At 70.4% G+C, this 14,885-nt stretch carries 13 protein-coding genes; 6 read left to right on the top strand and 7 right to left on the bottom strand.

The annotated features are described in order from the left end of the window. Window positions 1–171 precede the first annotated feature (171 nt). Window positions 172–2,652 carry a hypothetical protein gene (locus Q9R27_RS16155; RefSeq protein WP_311253431.1) on the bottom strand — a complete coding sequence of 827 codons (2,481 nt, stop codon included), beginning with the start codon at window positions 2,650–2,652 and terminating at the stop codon, window positions 172–174. A gap of 92 nt (window positions 2,653–2,744) precedes the next feature. Beyond that, window positions 2,745–3,506 (bottom strand): IclR family transcriptional regulator, encoded by a 762-nt coding sequence (locus tag Q9R27_RS16160; protein WP_311253432.1) that lies wholly within the window; start codon window positions 3,504–3,506, stop codon window positions 2,745–2,747. A gap of 37 nt (window positions 3,507–3,543) precedes the next feature. Between Q9R27_RS16160 and Q9R27_RS16165 the strand changes: the two genes are divergently transcribed. The 4 genes from Q9R27_RS16165 to hutU all read left to right on the top strand — a co-directional run bounded on the left by Q9R27_RS16165 (window position 3,544) and on the right by hutU (window position 8,852). Continuing rightward, window positions 3,544–4,389 (top strand): PhzF family phenazine biosynthesis protein, encoded by an 846-nt coding sequence (locus Q9R27_RS16165; RefSeq protein ID WP_311253433.1) that lies wholly within the window; start codon window positions 3,544–3,546, stop codon window positions 4,387–4,389. Between the two features lie 98 nt (window positions 4,390–4,487). Then, a complete protein-coding gene (locus tag Q9R27_RS16170; RefSeq protein ID WP_311253434.1) occupies window positions 4,488–5,408 on the top strand; it encodes a sulfite exporter TauE/SafE family protein in 921 nt (306 codons plus the stop codon). An 85-nt stretch (window positions 5,409–5,493) separates the two neighbouring features. Beyond that, window positions 5,494–7,038, top strand: coding sequence for a histidine ammonia-lyase (gene hutH, locus Q9R27_RS16175; RefSeq protein WP_311253435.1), 1,545 nt, complete (start codon window positions 5,494–5,496; stop codon window positions 7,036–7,038). Then, window positions 7,035–8,852, top strand: a complete 1,818-nt coding sequence (gene hutU / locus Q9R27_RS16180; protein ID WP_311253436.1) for a urocanate hydratase — start codon at window positions 7,035–7,037, stop codon at window positions 8,850–8,852. The genes hutH and hutU overlap by 4 nt, the downstream gene beginning before the upstream one ends. 4 nt (window positions 8,853–8,856) lie before the next feature. Here the strand turns inward: hutU and Q9R27_RS16185 are convergent, their stop codons facing one another. The 5 genes from Q9R27_RS16185 to Q9R27_RS16205 all read right to left on the bottom strand — a co-directional run bounded on the left by Q9R27_RS16185 (window position 8,857) and on the right by Q9R27_RS16205 (window position 14,118). Then, window positions 8,857–9,861 (bottom strand): hypothetical protein, encoded by a 1,005-nt coding sequence (locus tag Q9R27_RS16185; protein ID WP_311253437.1) that lies wholly within the window; start codon window positions 9,859–9,861, stop codon window positions 8,857–8,859. A 162-nt stretch (window positions 9,862–10,023) separates the two neighbouring features. Beyond that, window positions 10,024–10,548, bottom strand: a complete 525-nt coding sequence (locus tag Q9R27_RS16190; RefSeq protein WP_311253438.1) for a DUF1992 domain-containing protein — start codon at window positions 10,546–10,548, stop codon at window positions 10,024–10,026. A gap of 60 nt (window positions 10,549–10,608) precedes the next feature. Further along, window positions 10,609–12,063, bottom strand: coding sequence for an MFS transporter (locus Q9R27_RS16195; protein WP_311253439.1), 1,455 nt, complete (start codon window positions 12,061–12,063; stop codon window positions 10,609–10,611). Continuing rightward, a complete protein-coding gene (locus Q9R27_RS16200; protein WP_311253440.1) occupies window positions 12,060–13,421 on the bottom strand; it encodes a M20/M25/M40 family metallo-hydrolase in 1,362 nt (453 codons plus the stop codon). Before Q9R27_RS16200 ends, Q9R27_RS16195 begins: the two co-directional genes overlap by 4 nt. A 79-nt stretch (window positions 13,422–13,500) precedes the next feature. Continuing rightward, entirely contained in the window at window positions 13,501–14,118 is a 618-nt protein-coding gene (locus Q9R27_RS16205) for a nitroreductase family protein (RefSeq protein WP_311253441.1), read from the bottom strand. Window positions 14,119–14,168: 50 nt separating this feature from the next. Between Q9R27_RS16205 and Q9R27_RS16210 the strand changes: the two genes are divergently transcribed. Further along, the gene (locus Q9R27_RS16210; RefSeq protein WP_311253442.1) at window positions 14,169–14,441 is read left to right on the top strand and encodes a CopG family transcriptional regulator; all 273 of its coding nucleotides are present in this window, start codon (window positions 14,169–14,171) and stop codon (window positions 14,439–14,441) included. Further along, window positions 14,438–14,815 carry a type II toxin-antitoxin system VapC family toxin gene (locus tag Q9R27_RS16215; protein ID WP_311253443.1) on the top strand — a complete coding sequence of 126 codons (378 nt, stop codon included), beginning with the start codon at window positions 14,438–14,440 and terminating at the stop codon, window positions 14,813–14,815. The genes Q9R27_RS16210 and Q9R27_RS16215 overlap by 4 nt, the downstream gene beginning before the upstream one ends. Window positions 14,816–14,885: the final 70 nt, after the last annotated feature.

Consider the following 14,885-nt stretch of genomic DNA (forward strand, 5'->3'; position numbering starts at 1 on the left):
GGAAGAACTGCTCCCTCGTCGTCCGGAGCACCCAGGGAGTGCCGGGCGCAACACCCGAGCCTATTCCCGCGAGCGAGCGTTGTCAGGGACTCTGGTGTGTGAGGGATCCTACTTCCGGGTACGCCGTTCCGGCTTCTTAGCCAAGCCTCACCTCAAGCGGTCAGCCGTGGATCAGGGCCACGTCACACCGGTGACCCGGCCGTCCGCATCGATGCGCACCGTCACCTCGACGTCCGAGGCACCGGACCCCCGGCCGCAATAGCTGTACGTCGATCCCAACCGGGCGAACGGCTGGCCGACGGCCGCCATCAACTCGACGGTGGTCATGCCCGGGTGGACGCGTTCGTCCCAGGCCGCACGCGTGGCCCGCAGTTCCGGGTTGCGGCACGAGTCCGGCGCGATGCCGTGGGCGCGCTCCCAGGTCTGCAGGAACGCCTCGGCGCCGCGGGCCAGGTCGGCCACGATGGCGTCGCCGTCCTCGCCGCCGACCATCCTCAGGTCCTCGACCCAGTCCGGGTAGAGGCCGTAGTGGGCGACGCCGTCCACGTTGAGGTCATAGACACGCTCACCGCTGACCTGCTGCTCCACCCGTACGCCGCCGAGCCCGGTGAACGGATAACTCACCGGGTTCGCCGCGTCCGCACCGCGGGGGTCGCCCTGGTTGGCGAGGCCGTTGATGTCGGCGCCCCAGCCGAATCCGAAGTAGAAGCGTTCGTCGGCCCAGCCGATGTGGCGCTGCCACTTCTCGTAGAACCCGGTGCTGTCCCCGGCCATCGGGGCGACGAAGCCGCCGAGGGCATAGATCCGCGGATAGGCGTCCGGGGTGGACCACGAGTGGCTCGAGATGACGCCGGAATAGCCGGCCGCCTCGAGCTGGTCCAGAGTGGCCTGGCGGGCCTTGACGCTCATGTGGTCGGGGTCGATGAGCATGTTGCGCTCCATCAGTGCGTCGATGGTGAACGCGCCCAGGTCGGTCAGCCCGAGCTGGTTGCAGTGCATCGGCCGGCCATAGAGCGGCGCCGGCAGGGGCACCCCGATGCCGGCCACCTCCATGATCGCGCCGAAGAGGGCGTCCTGGGCATCGCCGCCGACGTTCGGCAGCGCCAGCTGGGTCTTGTCGGCGGACTCGCCGTCGGCCGGGTCGCAGGTCTCCATCTTCCAGAAGCTGCCGGTCTCCAGGAAGTTGGCCAGGTTGACCGCCGGGCCGATGACACCCTCGTCCCCGGCGACGCCAGCCAGTGCGTTGTCGAACTTGTTGACGATCTCCATCTGCCGTACGCCGAGGTCGTAGAGCTCGTCGAGCTGCGCCTCGATCGAGGCGGTGTCGCAGGCGGGCGTGCCGAGGAACATCGTGCAGCCGAACGGGATGGAGACCTCGACCCCCATCACCACCGCGAGCTTGCCCTCGTTGATCACCTGCCGCGCCTCGAAGGGGTCGGTGACGATGCGGTACCACCCCTTGCCGGGGCCGCCGTACTGCGCGTCGATGTAGCGCTCCAGGGCGCGCATGTCCTGGGCCTGCAGCTTGGCCGACTCCATGTCGTCGCACGAGTTGCGCTTGAGCGGATAGATCTCGCAGAGCTTGCCGTTCTCCACCAGCAGGTTGACGAAGACGCGCTGTCCGCCGCGCCAGGAGCGCTCCATCCACTTGTAATAGGTGCCTTCGTGGGTCAGCGCATCCGGCGCCGGCCACCCCTTGAACGTCGGCCACCCGACCGGGTCGCGCACGGCCTGGCCGCTGAGCACCACGTCGAGCGGTGCTCCCTTGGTGCCGGGCTGCAGCAGGTTGGAGCAGTCCGGCAGTGCGTACGCCGCGCCGTACTTGTGCCACGGCCGGCCGCAGTGGATCTCGCCGCCGAGGAACTCGAAGGCCATCCCGTGGACGTGGGCGTCGACGTAGCCGCGGACTTCCTGGTACGGCGTGAGGCCGGCGTGTGGGTCGCCGGTGACGTTGACCTCGACCTCGGGATATTCCTTGCACCCGGTGGTGGTGTGCAGGTCGAAGTGGCCGGGAGTCTTGCTGGTGACCAGGGCGCCGCCCTTGACGGTCAGGTAACGACCGTTGTGGAGCTGGAAGGTGAAGCCGTCCGCGGTCTTCTCCGTGGTCCATTCGGAGAGGGCCGAGGGGTGATTGGTCAGATGGACCCAACTGCCGAGGTGACCGGTGATGAACGTGCCCTTGTTGGTGTAGAGCAGGTGGACGCCGAGGTCGGTGGCACGGAACGTGATCGGCTGCCCGTTGAGCTCGTAGCAGCCCCCGGCCACGGCATAGCGGTCCTCGGGGACGGCGGCGCGCGGCGTGGTGAAGGAGGCCGGCACCAGCTCCGGTTCGACCAGGTCACGCTGGGTGGCGACGTACGCCGTGTTCTCCCGCGCCTCGGCGGCAGAGGTCGGGTCCAGGGAGTTGGCGGCGACGGCACCCTGGGCATCCATCTCCCCGGACTGGCTGATGTCGTTCTTGCGCTCCGGATCGTGGGTGTGCCAGTGCCCGTCAGCGGCCTGCACCGGCCGGCTCGCCTCATAGGACTCGGCCAGCGAGACCGTGTTGGTCAGCTTGTATTCCGGCACCGTGAGCACGGCCGCGACCAGCCCGGTGGCCAGCACGGAGGCAAGGACGAGACGGGCGTGGGCGCGGGTGAAGGTCATCCCCATGTAGGGACCAACGAACGACTGTGTCCTGGGTCACTCCGTGAGCGCGACGGAGGTGGGGTCCGGCAGCCTGTGGCGCCTGCCCATGGCGGGCGTTATCGTCCCGCCGCGGGGTGCCCGCCCAGGCGCCGGGTCAGTTCGGCCGCGGTACGGCGTACGGCGTCGGCCAGGCCCGGGTCGTCCTCGCCGCTGGGATGGGTGAGTGCGACACCGGCCACCGGATAGTCGTTGTGGTCCAGCACCGCAGCGGCGACGCTGGCCAGGCCCGGGGTCACCTCGCCGTCCTCGATCGCGTGGCCACGGCGGCGGGTCTCGCGGAGCAGTTCGGCGAGTTGGCGCGGGCCGGTCGGTCCGGTGCCGTGCCGGTCCACGAAGGCGGTCCGGTCCGGATAGGCGGCGCGCACCTGGGCGGCGGGCAGCGCGGCCAGGATGGCGCGGCCGGACGCGGTGAGGTGGGCCGGCAACCGTACGCCGACGTCGGTGACCAGCGGTGGCCTGCCGGGGGCACGCTCCTCGATCACGTAGAGGACGTCGCGCCCGTGCAGCACGGCCAGGTGGGCGCTCTGCGAGGTCTGGTCGACCAGGTCGGCCAGTGGCCGGCGCGAGATGCGCTGCAGCGGCGCCTGGCGGGTGTAGCCGCTGCCCACCTCGAAGGCGGCGACGCCGAGCCCGTAGCGCTTCTCCTCGGCCAGGTGGGTCACGAACCCCTCGGCGATCATCGTGTTGACCAGGTGGTACGCCGTGCTGCGCGGCAGGTCGAGCGCGGTCGCGATCCGGTCCAGCGGCACGGGCCCGGGCTGGGCAGCCAGGAAGCGCAGCACCTGCAGTGCGCGCGCTGCGGCCGGGACCTGGCTCATGGCGGTGATGGTGCCAGATGCTGCCTACGGTGGAGGCATGACGACCCGATCCTTCTCCCAGGTGGACGTGTTCGCGCCGGAGCCGATGACCGGCAACCCGGTGGCGGTGGTCCACGACGCCAGCGGCATGGATGACGAGCAGATGGCGGCCTTCGCGCGGTGGACCAACCTCTCGGAGACCACGTTCCTGTTGCCGCCACGCGATCCGGGTGCCGACTATCGGCTGCGGATCTTCACCCCGGCGCGGGAGTTGCCGTTCGCCGGGCATCCGACCCTGGGCAGTGCCCATGCCTGGCTGGAGCGCGGTGGCCTCCCTGCCGCCGGGGACGTGGTGGTCCAGGAGTGCGGGATCGGGTTGGTGGAGGTGCGCCGTGACGGTGATCGGCTGGCCTTCCGGGCGCCGGAGTTGCTGCGCAGCGGGCCGCTCGCCGCCGACGTGCTCGACCAGGTGGTTGCCTCGCTGCGGATCACGCCGGATGCCGTGCTCGCGTCGAGCTGGGCGGACAACGGGCCCGGCTGGCTCGGCGTGCTGCTGACCTCGGCCGAGGACGTGCTCGCCCTCGAGCCGGACTTCGCCGTGATGGGTGATCTCAAGGTCGGCGTGATTGGCCCGTACGCCGACTCCGGGGATCGGCCTGCGGACTTCGAGGTGCGTGCCTTCGTGCCGTCGCTCGCGGTGCCCGAGGATCCGGTCACCGGCAGCCTGAATGCGAGCCTGGCGCGCTGGCTGGTCGACGCCGGCCTGGCGCCCACGTCGTACGCCGTGCGCCAGGGGACGGCCCTGGGGCGTCGTGGTGATGTCCGGATCTCCAGCGACGAGCAGGGCGCCCTCTGGGTCGGCGGTGAGTGCCGCACGCTGGTGTCGGGGACACTCCGGGTCTGACCGGGTCCACTCCGTGGACGGAGTTGCCGATCATCAAAGCCAAGTTGTTTACTAATCTTTCAATGTTGAGTAAACAACTTGCCTAAGGGTGGTCCGTGATGCGGAAGCTGCTGGTGCTGGGGTTCGTCGGTCTCCTCGCCCAACTCATCGACGGCTCCCTGGGCATGGCCTATGGCGTGACCTCCTCGACCCTGCTGCTCGCGGCCGGAGTGGCCCCGGCAGCGGCATCGGCCGCCGTCCACTTCTCCGAGATCGGCACCTCGCTGGTCTCCGGCATCTCGCACGCGAAGTTCGGCAACGTCGACTGGCGCACCGTGGGCATCTTGGCGCTCCCCGGCTTCGTCGGCGCCTTCGCCGGGGCCACCTTCCTGGTCAGCCTCGACGGCGACGCGGCCAAGCCGTGGGTGGCGGGCCTGCTGCTGGGCCTGGGTGCCTATGTGATCTATCGCTTCATCGCACTCGGCGGGGCCCGCCCCACGTTCAAGCCGCGCCCCTCGGTCGGCTTCCTCGCCCCGATGGGCCTGGTCGGTGGCGCCCTCGACTCAATCGGTGGCGGCGGCTGGGGGCCGGTCGGCACCACCTCCCTGCTCTCCTCGGGCCGCCTCGAACCGCGCAAGGTGATCGGCTCGATCGACACCTCCGAGTTCGTCGTCGCCGTGGGCGGCTCGCTCGGCTTCCTGCTCGCCCTCGGGTCGGCAGGCATCGAATGGGAGATCGTGATCGCCCTGCTCGCCGGCGGCGTGATCGCGGCGCCCATCGCGGCCTGGCTGGTCCGGATCCTGCCGGCGCGGGTGATCGGCGTCGCGGCTGGCGGCCTGATCGTGGTCACCAACGCCCGCACCATCCTGCTCTCCGTCGGCGCGTCCGAGGCGCAGGCATGGACCATCGTCGGCGGCCTCGCGATCGCCTGGGGCACCGCGATCGCCTGGGCGGTCAAGGAGGAGCGCAGGGCACGGGCCCTCGAGGCGGCAGCGGCCGCCACAGCGGGCGAGGAGGACCGGGTGCTGGCCCAGGCCTGACCCACTCCCGGTTGTCTCGGATCCAAGACAACAATGCGTGGACGACTCTGGCGGACCCGTCCGGCTCCGGAGTTGGATGGGCGCCATGGACTCCATCGCGCTCGGCACCGGACCCGTCTCGTTCGACCAGGTGGTCGCGGTCGCCCGCGACGGGGCCGGCGTACACCTGGCGGACGACGCCGTCGAGGCGATCGACCGCGCGCGGGCCGTCGTCGAGGAACTCGCCGCAGCGCCCACGCCGGCGTACGGGATCTCCACCGGATTCGGCGCCCTGGCCACCCGGCACATCCCAGTCGAGATGCGCGCCCAGTTGCAACGCTCCCTGGTCCGCTCCCACGCCGCCGGCTCCGGCCCCGAGGTCGAGGTCGAGGTCACCCGCGGCCTGATGCTGCTTCGTCTGGCCACCCTGGCGACGGGGCACACCGGCGTACGCCGGGAGACCGCGCAACTGATGGCCGACCTGCTCACCCACCGGATCACCCCCGTGGTCCACGAATACGGATCGCTCGGCTGCTCCGGCGACCTGGCCCCGCTGAGCCACTGCGCCCTGGCGTTGATGGGGGAGGGAACCGTCCGCGACCGCGACGGCAACCTGGTGCCGGCCGCCGAAGCGCTCGCCGCCGCCGGGCTGGCCCCCATCGAGTTCGAGGCCAAGGAAGGCCTGGCCCTGATCAACGGGACCGACGGCATGCTGGCGATGCTGGTGCTGGCCATCACCGACCTGCGGATGCTGCTGCGCACCGCGGACATCGCCGCCGCCATGTCGGTGGAGGGACAACTCGGCACCGACCGGGTCTTCGCCCCCGAACTGCAAGCCATCCGGCCGCACCCCGGCCAGGCGCTCTCCGCAGCCAACCTGGTGGCGCTGATGGCCGACTCCGGCATCGTCGCCTCGCACCGCACCGACGACTGCACCCGGGTCCAGGACGCCTATTCGCTGCGCTGCTCGCCGCAGGTCCACGGCGCCGCCCGCGACACCGTGGAGCATGCCGCGCTGGTCGCCTCCCGCGAACTGGCCAGCGCCATCGACAACCCCGTCGTGCTGGTCGCCGAGCACCGGGTGGAGTCCAACGGCAACTTCCACGGCGCCCCGATCGCCCACGTCCTGGACTTCCTGGCCATCGTCGCCGCCGACGTGGCCTCGATCAGCGAACGGCGCACCGACCGCTTCCTCGACAAGGCACGCAACCACGGGCTGAACCCGTTCCTGGCCGACGACCCGGGCGTCGACTCCGGGCACATGATCGCGCAATACACCCAGGCTGCCCTGGTCTCCGAGCTGAAGCGGCTGGCCACCCCCGCGAGCGTCGACTCGATCCCGTCCAGCGCGATGCAGGAGGACCACGTCTCGATGGGCTGGTCCGCGGCCCGCAAGCTGCGCCGCAGCGTGGACGGGCTCACCCGGGTGGTCGCCATCGAGGTGCTCACCGCCGCCCGCGCCCTGGAGATGCGGGCACCGCTGGAGCCCTCACCGGCCACCAGCGCCGTCGTACGTCGCCTGCGCGATGCCGGGATCGCCGGCCCGGGCCCGGACCGCCACCTGTCCCCGGAGATCGAGGCCTGTGTCGAACTCGTCCGCAGCGGCGCGGTCCTGGCCGCAGCAGAAGAAGTGATCGGAGAACTCGGATGACCAACCCCCGCCTGCCCATCCACGCCGCCACCGGCACCGACCTGACCGCGCGGTCGTGGCAGACCGAGGCGCCACTGCGGATGCTGATGAACAACCTTGACCCTGATGTCGCCGAGGCGCCTGCCGACCTGGTCGTCTACGGCGGCACCGGCAAGGCAGCCCGCAACTGGGCGGCGTACGACGCCCTGGTCGCCACCCTGCGCGACCTCGCCGACGACGAGACCCTGCTGGTCCAGTCCGGCAAGCCGGTCGGCGTGATGCGCACCCACCCCTGGGCGCCGCGGGTGCTGATCGCCAACTCCAACCTGGTCGGTGACTGGGCCAACTGGGAGGAGTTCCGGCGCCTGGAGGAGCTCGGCCTGACCATGTATGGCCAGATGACCGCGGGCTCGTGGATCTACATCGGCACCCAGGGGATCCTGCAGGGCACCTTCGAGACGTTCGCCGCCATTGCCGACAAGTTCGCGGCCTCCGGGCAGTTCGAGCACAGCGGCGGCACCCTGGCCGGCACCATCACCCTGACCGCGGGCCTGGGCGGGATGGGCGGGGCGCAGCCGCTCGCGGTGACCATGAACGACGGGGTCGCGATCTGCGTCGAGGTCGACCAGCACCGCATCGACCGGCGCCTGGAGACCCGCTACCTCGACGTGCAGGCCGACGACCTCGACCACGCCCTGGCCCTGGCGCTGGCAGCCCGCGACGAACGGCGCGGCCTCTCGATCGGCCTGCTCGGCAACGCCGCCGAAGTGGTGCCGGCCCTGCTCGAGCGCCACCTGGCCGCCCGGGCCACCGACGGGCGCGGACTGGTCGACATCGTCACCGACCAGACCTCCGCGCACGACCCGCTGGCCTACCTCCCGGCCGGGGTCCCGTTCGAGCAGTGGCAGGAGCGCAGCGCGGCCGACCCCGACGGATTCACCCGCGAGGCCCGCGCCTCGATGGCCGCGCACGTGGCTGCCATGGTCGGCTTCCAGGACGCGGGCGCCGAGGTCTTCGACTATGGCAACTCGATCCGTGACGAGGCCCGCAAGGGCGGATTCGACCGCGCCTTCGAGTTCCCCGGCTTCGTCCCGGCATACATTCGTCCGCTCTTCTGCGAGGGCAAGGGACCGTTCCGCTGGGCGGCGCTCTCGGGCGACCCGGCCGACATCGCCGCCACCGACCGGGCGATCAAGGAACTCTTCCCGGCCGAGGAGAAGCCCGAGTACGCCCGCTTGCACACCTGGCTGGACATGGCCGCCGAGCGGGTCGCCTTCCAGGGGCTGCCGGCGCGGATCTGCTGGCTCGGGTACGGCGAACGCCACCGCGCCGGGCTCCGGTTCAACGAGATGGTCGCCTCCGGTGAACTCAAGGCGCCGATCGTGATCGGCCGCGACCACCTCGACTGCGGCTCGGTGGCCTCGCCCTATCGGGAGACCGAGGCGATGCTCGACGGATCCGATGCGATCGCCGACTGGGCGCTGCTCAATGCCCTGGTCAACACTGCCTCCGGTGCCACCTGGGTCTCCCTCCACCACGGCGGTGGCGTCGGGATGGGCCGCTCGCTGCACGCCGGCCAGGTCTGTGTCGCCGACGGCACCGCGCTGGCCGCAGAGAAGATCGAGCGCGTGCTCACCAACGACCCCGGCATGGGGGTGATCCGGCACGTGGACGCGGGCTACGCGCGCGCCGAGGAGGTCGCCGCCGAACGCGGGGTACGCATTCCGATGGCTGTTGCACGGTTGGTGGAGGAGGACGGCGAACTCGTGGCCGCGGGTGAGACCCCGGTCGGCGACGATGACGTCGCCCGGCTGGCACAGGACGGGCGACGCTGAAGGCTCACAACTGGACGAACCAGTGCGACAGCTGGCCCACCTGGAACGGGCAGGTGACGTTGCGGTCGCGCCGGTCCTCGACCCATTGCCCGAGCACCGCCTCGCCGCCCTGGATGGACTCGCCGCGGCACCGCTTCACCGCCTCTTGCTCCGAGGTCTGCCCGGCCGCGCGCCACTCGGGCACGCCCAGGCGCAGGTTGCCGACCACGGTGCGCCACAGGTTGGGCGTCGAATAGACCCCGACCCGGTAGTCGTTCTCCCGATAGGCGCGGGCGATCCCGCGGACCACGGCCGCGTTGGCGTCGGTGTCCTTGCTCCACGCCACCAACGGGGGTGACGGGACCGGCTCGACGTCGATCCACACCCCGGGCACCGGGATCTGCAACTCATAGAGCGTGGTCAGGTTGAAGATGCCCTGGGCATAGCCCCAGTTCGACAGCTTCCCCTCCTGGGTGGAGGAGTCGTAGGGGCCCTGGTCGCCGTACTTCGCCAGCTGTTCGGCGGACGGATAGGTCGCCACGGCGTACGTCGAGACCAGCACGTCGGTCTGCTTCGCCCAGGCCAGCTGCTCGGCCAGGCACGGGTTGCGCGTCATCGCCGGGCCGTTGGTCAGCCCGATCACCACGAACTTCCACTCCGGCAGCGGCATCGGCATGCCCAGGCCCTGGCGCTCCTTGATCGGCCCGACCCCCTTGCCGCACTGCGGCCAGCTGATGTCCGCGCCGTATGTCGGGTCGGTCAGGCCGTAGTCGACCTCGTAGTCGATCGTCGGGGCGTCGGTCGGCGCACCCAGTTGCGACTCGTCCACGGTGGGCACCGGCAGGTTCTTCGCCAGGTCCTCGACGGCGTCGGCCAGCGGATCGCGCTCGGTCGAGCGCGCCGTCGGCTCGCCCGCCGGTGAAGAGACCGCCATCTCCGGCTCCGTCGAACTGTCCTGGCCGCAGGACGCGAGCGTCAGCAGCAGCGCGCCGGCGGCCAGGCTGGTCACGGCACGGCGGGTTCGACGCATGGGGGCGAGTCTAGGTGCCACGCAAGGCACAACGACTCCGCGACTGTTCGGTTCCGCACGCGAAGAATTGGTGGATTCCTGCAGGTTTGACCGCCGCGCCGCTGGGTAGACGGATGCCCGGAGCCGTTGCCCCGGTGGCCTCTCGGGCGTCACCGGGGAGGTTCACTTCCGACGACGCGGCCACCAGCGGCGTCGTTCCTGCCGAGAGCCTGCGTCAGCCCGGACCGCGGCTGCCTGGGCCTCCCGCCTCGCCGTACGCCGTTCCCGCCAGGCGGCCAGCTCCTCGTCGATCTCGCGCAGGGGCGTGATCACCGGCGGCCCGCCCTGCAGTTGGCGCCGTGCCTCGACGATGCGGCGGTTGAAGTCCTCGAGGATCTTCACCACGGCTGTCTCGGTGTTCTCCTCGTCCAGGCGCGCATCGAGTTCGCGGTCTTCGGTACGCAGCGCCAGGGCTGGCGGCAGGACGCTGACCTTCTCCCGTTCCACGAGCCGCTTGAGCCACCAGTCGGGGTCGTCGTCGCCGCCCAGGCCCTCGATCGGCTTGCCGGCACCGGGCAGGTTGTCGAACTCGCCGCGCTCCATGGCCTGGCGCACCTGCAGGTCCACCCACAGGTGCTGCTGTTGCATCCGGGCTGCGGCGACGGCCTTGCCGGCCTCGCTCCCGGGCCGCTCCGGCTTCTCGGGCATCGCGCCTCCCGACGATCGACGTGCCGTTCCCATCAGCCTACGCCGTGTCCCCCGAGGCCGTCAGGAGGCGAGTTGCTCCTCCGGGGCACGGGTCGCGTCGTCGAGCTGGTCCCGCGGCAGCAGCAACAGGGCCAGCGCCGCGACCAGGGCGGCACCGGCACAGACTCCCCACACCGTCAGGTAGCCGCTCAGCGGGGCGTGCCCCTCCTCGGGGCCGCTGATCGAGCCCGTCGCAGCCAGGGCGATCGCGAAGACCGCCGAGGCGATGGCGCCACCGACGGTCTTGGTGGCATTGGTCATCCCGGTGGCGAAGCCGGTCCGGTCCGGCGGCGCCGCGGCCGCTGCGGCCGCGGGCAGGGCGGCCACCAGGACGCCAGAACCGATCCCGGCCACGGCCATGTTCGCCAGCGCCTGGGTGGTGGTGTCGTGCATCGGCAACCACATCGCATAGCCGACGGCTACCAGCAGGCAGCCGATGATCAGCGCGCCGCGGGGGCCGGCCGCCCGCGACAGCAGCGGCAACGAGAGCGCGCCGACCACCAGCGAGACGACGTACAGGCCGATCAGGGTGGAGACGAAACCGGCGCTGGCGCCCAGGCCGTAGCCCACCGCCGGGTCGGTGCGGGCAAAGGTGGAGAGCGGGATCTGGGCGCCGAGCACGGACATCCCGAAGAGGAACGCGGTCAACTGCACCGGCCACTGGCCCGGCTTGCCGAGCAGGCGTACGTCGACCAGGGGTTCGTCCTTGCTGTTCTCCAGCTTTGCGAACGGCACCAGCGCCACCGCGCCACCCACGATCAGGGCCCAGGCGAGCAGGCTGTCGACGCCCTGCAGGCGGATGGTGATCAGGCCACCCATCACCAGGGCGAGCACGCCGGTGATCGCGGCCAGCCCGGGCAGGTCCACGCCGCCGGTGGATTCGCCGCGCACGTCCTCGATGCCGAACCAGATCACGAAGAAGCAGAGCGTGACCACGATCGCCGGCAGGGCCAGCAGGAACGACATCGACGTCTTCTCCACCAGTGCGCCACTGGTCAGCGCCCCGGCGATCACGCCGAGTTCGAGCCCGGCCACCAGGATCGCCGCAGCACGGCGGGTCAGCAGCGCCTGCTGCCCGGTGTTGGCGGTGCGGCGGTGGATGATCGCCACCTCCAGCGGCAACCACACGACGTACGCACCCTGGAGCGCCCAGCCGACCAGGAAGGTGGTGAACGACGGCGCGAAGGCCAGCACCCACGACCCCAGCGCGGTCACCGCGGTGGAGATCAGCAGCACGTTGCGGTGTCCGATCAGGTCGCCGAGCCTCGCCAGCAGCGGCACCACCAGCGCGGAGAGGATCAGCTGGGCCGCCTCGAACCAGTTGACGTCGGCGTCCTGGATCCCCAGGTGCTCGGCGATGTCGCTGAAGATCGGCGTGTAATAGCCCTGCAGCACGCCGCTGGCCAGCTCTACGCAGACCAGGAAGCCGACGATCGCCCACAGGCCAGGCACGACCGGCCGCATGCCGGTGGTCACCGGATGGCCTCGATCAGTCGCTGGTAGAACGCAATGCCGTCGAGGTAGTCGTTCACGCCGATCCGTTCGTCGTAGGAGTGGATGGACTCGCGTTGGGCCTTGGTCATCCGGAACGGCGCGAACCGGTAGACCCGCTCGCAGATCGCGGTGAAGAAGCGGGAGTCGGTGGCGCCCATCATCACGTACGGCGTGGGCACGGCGTCGGCGAACACCTCACTGACGGCGGACTCGATGAGCCGGAAGGCGTCGTCGTCGACCGGGGAGAGCGGGCTGGGTTCGTTGCTGTCCACGACGCTGACTGCGACGGCGTCGTCGTTGATCACGCTGGTCATCCGCTCCACGACGCCTGCCACCGTGTCGCCGGTCATGATCCGCACGTTGACGCCTGCGGTGGCCCGCGAGGCGATCACGTTGTTGGCTGGCGACCCGCTCAGCGTGGTGACCACGGTGGTGGTCCGCGTCATCGCGGCCGACTCGGGCCCGGCCGCGACCAGGACGCGAGCCAGCAACGGCTTGAGCTTGTCGACGTTCTTCAGCACCGGGGAGAGCACCGGGCGCAGCGGCATCGGCAGGCGGTCGGCGATCCGGCGGAACATCTCCACCGTCGGCGGTGGCACCGAACTGGGGAACGGATTGGCGTCCAGGCGCAGGACCGCCCGGGCCAGCCGCGCCGTGGTGTCCATCGGCGCCGGCATCGAGGCGTGGCCCCCGCGCCCCTCGACACTGAGCTGGACGTTGGTGATCCCCTTCTCGGTGACTCCGATGACGGCCAGCGGGGGCTTCACGCCGGGGAACGCGTCGTACGCCACGGCGCCGCCCTCATCCAGCACGAACCACGGCTCGACGCCCCGCTCCCGCAGCACCTCCACTGCCGTGGGGGCGGCCTGCCCCATCACTTCCTCGTCGCAGCCGAAGCTGAGCCAGATGTCCTGGTCGGGGGTGAAGTCCTGCTCGAGCAGCCGCTCGACGGCCTCGCAGATGCCGGCCAGGCACCCCTTGTCGTCCAGCGTGCCGCGGCCCCACAGCACGCCGTCGTGGATCTCGGCGCCGAAGGCAGGATGCTGCCAGGTGTCGCCCTCGTCGACCGGCACCACGTCGATGTGTGCCATCAGTACGACGGGGCGGTCGTCACTGTGGCCGCGCCAGTGGAAGAGCATCCCGTGGTCGTTGATGACCGTCTTCTCCAGGTGGGAGTGGAGCAGGGGGAAGTCGGCCGCGAGTTGGCGGGCGAAGGCGTGGAACGGCTCCGGGTCGATCCGGTCGCGGTCCGCCCAGGAGACCGTCGGGATCCGGATCAATCGCTGCAGTCGCTCGACAGCCGGGTCGATGGCTGGCGTGATGTCGTGCTTGCCTCCCATGGCGCGAGCCTATGCCCGTGCGGGCTGTTGTGGTGTCGTTTGCTGGCATCAGGTGACTGCAGACGACATCGTTGACGGGCTACCAGTCGTTGTGGTGCACCACGTCGGTGGTCGACTTCCGGGTACGCCGAGCGGCGGAGCCCCTTGCTTCAGTGCCGGGGGCGCCCGTGTCGGGCAGGCGGTGGCCCACGGTGATCGCCCCGATCGGGTGGTAGGCGTCCGGCACCGAGAACTCGGCCTTGAACGAGGCGATCTGGGCCGGCGGGATGCCGAAGAAGCAGGCGCCCAGGCCCTCGTCGACGGCTGTCTGCAGGATCAACAGCGAGGCCATCCCGGTGTCGACGTGCCAGTAGGGGACGGGCCAGCGGTCCTCGTCGCGGTCCGCCCATCCCTTGTCGTCCTCGGCATAGCGGTCGAGGTAGGCGGACTTGTTAGACAGCGGCACGATCACCACCGGCGCGGTCCGCATCCCGTCCAGCCAGGTGTTCGACGCCTCTGGGTCCGGGCTGGTCGAGCGCCAGAAGCGGGCCACCGCCTCCGGGGTGTCCAGCCGCAGGAACGCCCACCCCTGGGAGAACCCGGCGCTGGGCGCCCGGATCGCGTGCTCCAGCATCCGGTCCACCGCGGCCGGATCGACCGGTTCGGCGGCGTACCTGCGGACCATGCGACGGCGACGGACGACCTCGATGAACTCCATGGCGCAGATCCTGCCAGCCCGGGCATTCGCCGCTGAGCCAGTGTCAAATGATGTATGATTACATCATGTTGCGCACCCAGATCTCACTCACTGAAGAGGACAGGAGCCTCCTCGATGCAGAATCAGCGCGCACGGGACGATCGATCTCAGCGCTGATCCGCGACGCCGTTGCTCGAACGTATGGGTTCCAGACGGACAAGGAAGCTGATCTCCAGGCGATCGATGCGGCCCTGGGCGCATGGCATGACCGCGAGGTCGATGGTGCGGAGTATGTCGAGAGTCTTCGGTCTGGCGGACGGCTCGCGGAGATGCGCAACCAGTGAGTGTTCTGGTCGACACCTCGGTGCTCATCGACGTGCTCCGAGGCGATGCGACTGCGGGGAAGGTCCTTCGAGATGCGCGCATGGTCGGCCCAGTTCACGCCAGTGAGGTGACCCGGCTTGAGGTGCTGGCCGGCATGCGGGCCTCGGAGGAGACACCCACCCGTGCGCTGCTCGCGGTCCTTCAGTGGCACCCCTTGGACGAGAGGGTGGCAGAGGTCGCTGGCGAACTCGGCAGACGCTGGCTTCCGGGCAATCGTGGGATCGATTCCGCTGACCTTGCGATCGCGGCGACTGCCATGCTCCTGGATGCTTCCCTGCTCACGCGGAATGTCAAGCACTTCCCGATGTTCGACGGACTGACGGCGCCGTACTGACGCCGAGTCTCGGATCCAAGACGCCTGCCGGGCGGGGCGCGTTGACCCCGGCGGCGACCAGCGGTGGACT

This window comes from Nocardioides sp. AE5, from assembly GCF_031844485.1.
Classification (GTDB): domain Bacteria; phylum Actinomycetota; class Actinomycetes; order Propionibacteriales; family Nocardioidaceae; genus Nocardioides.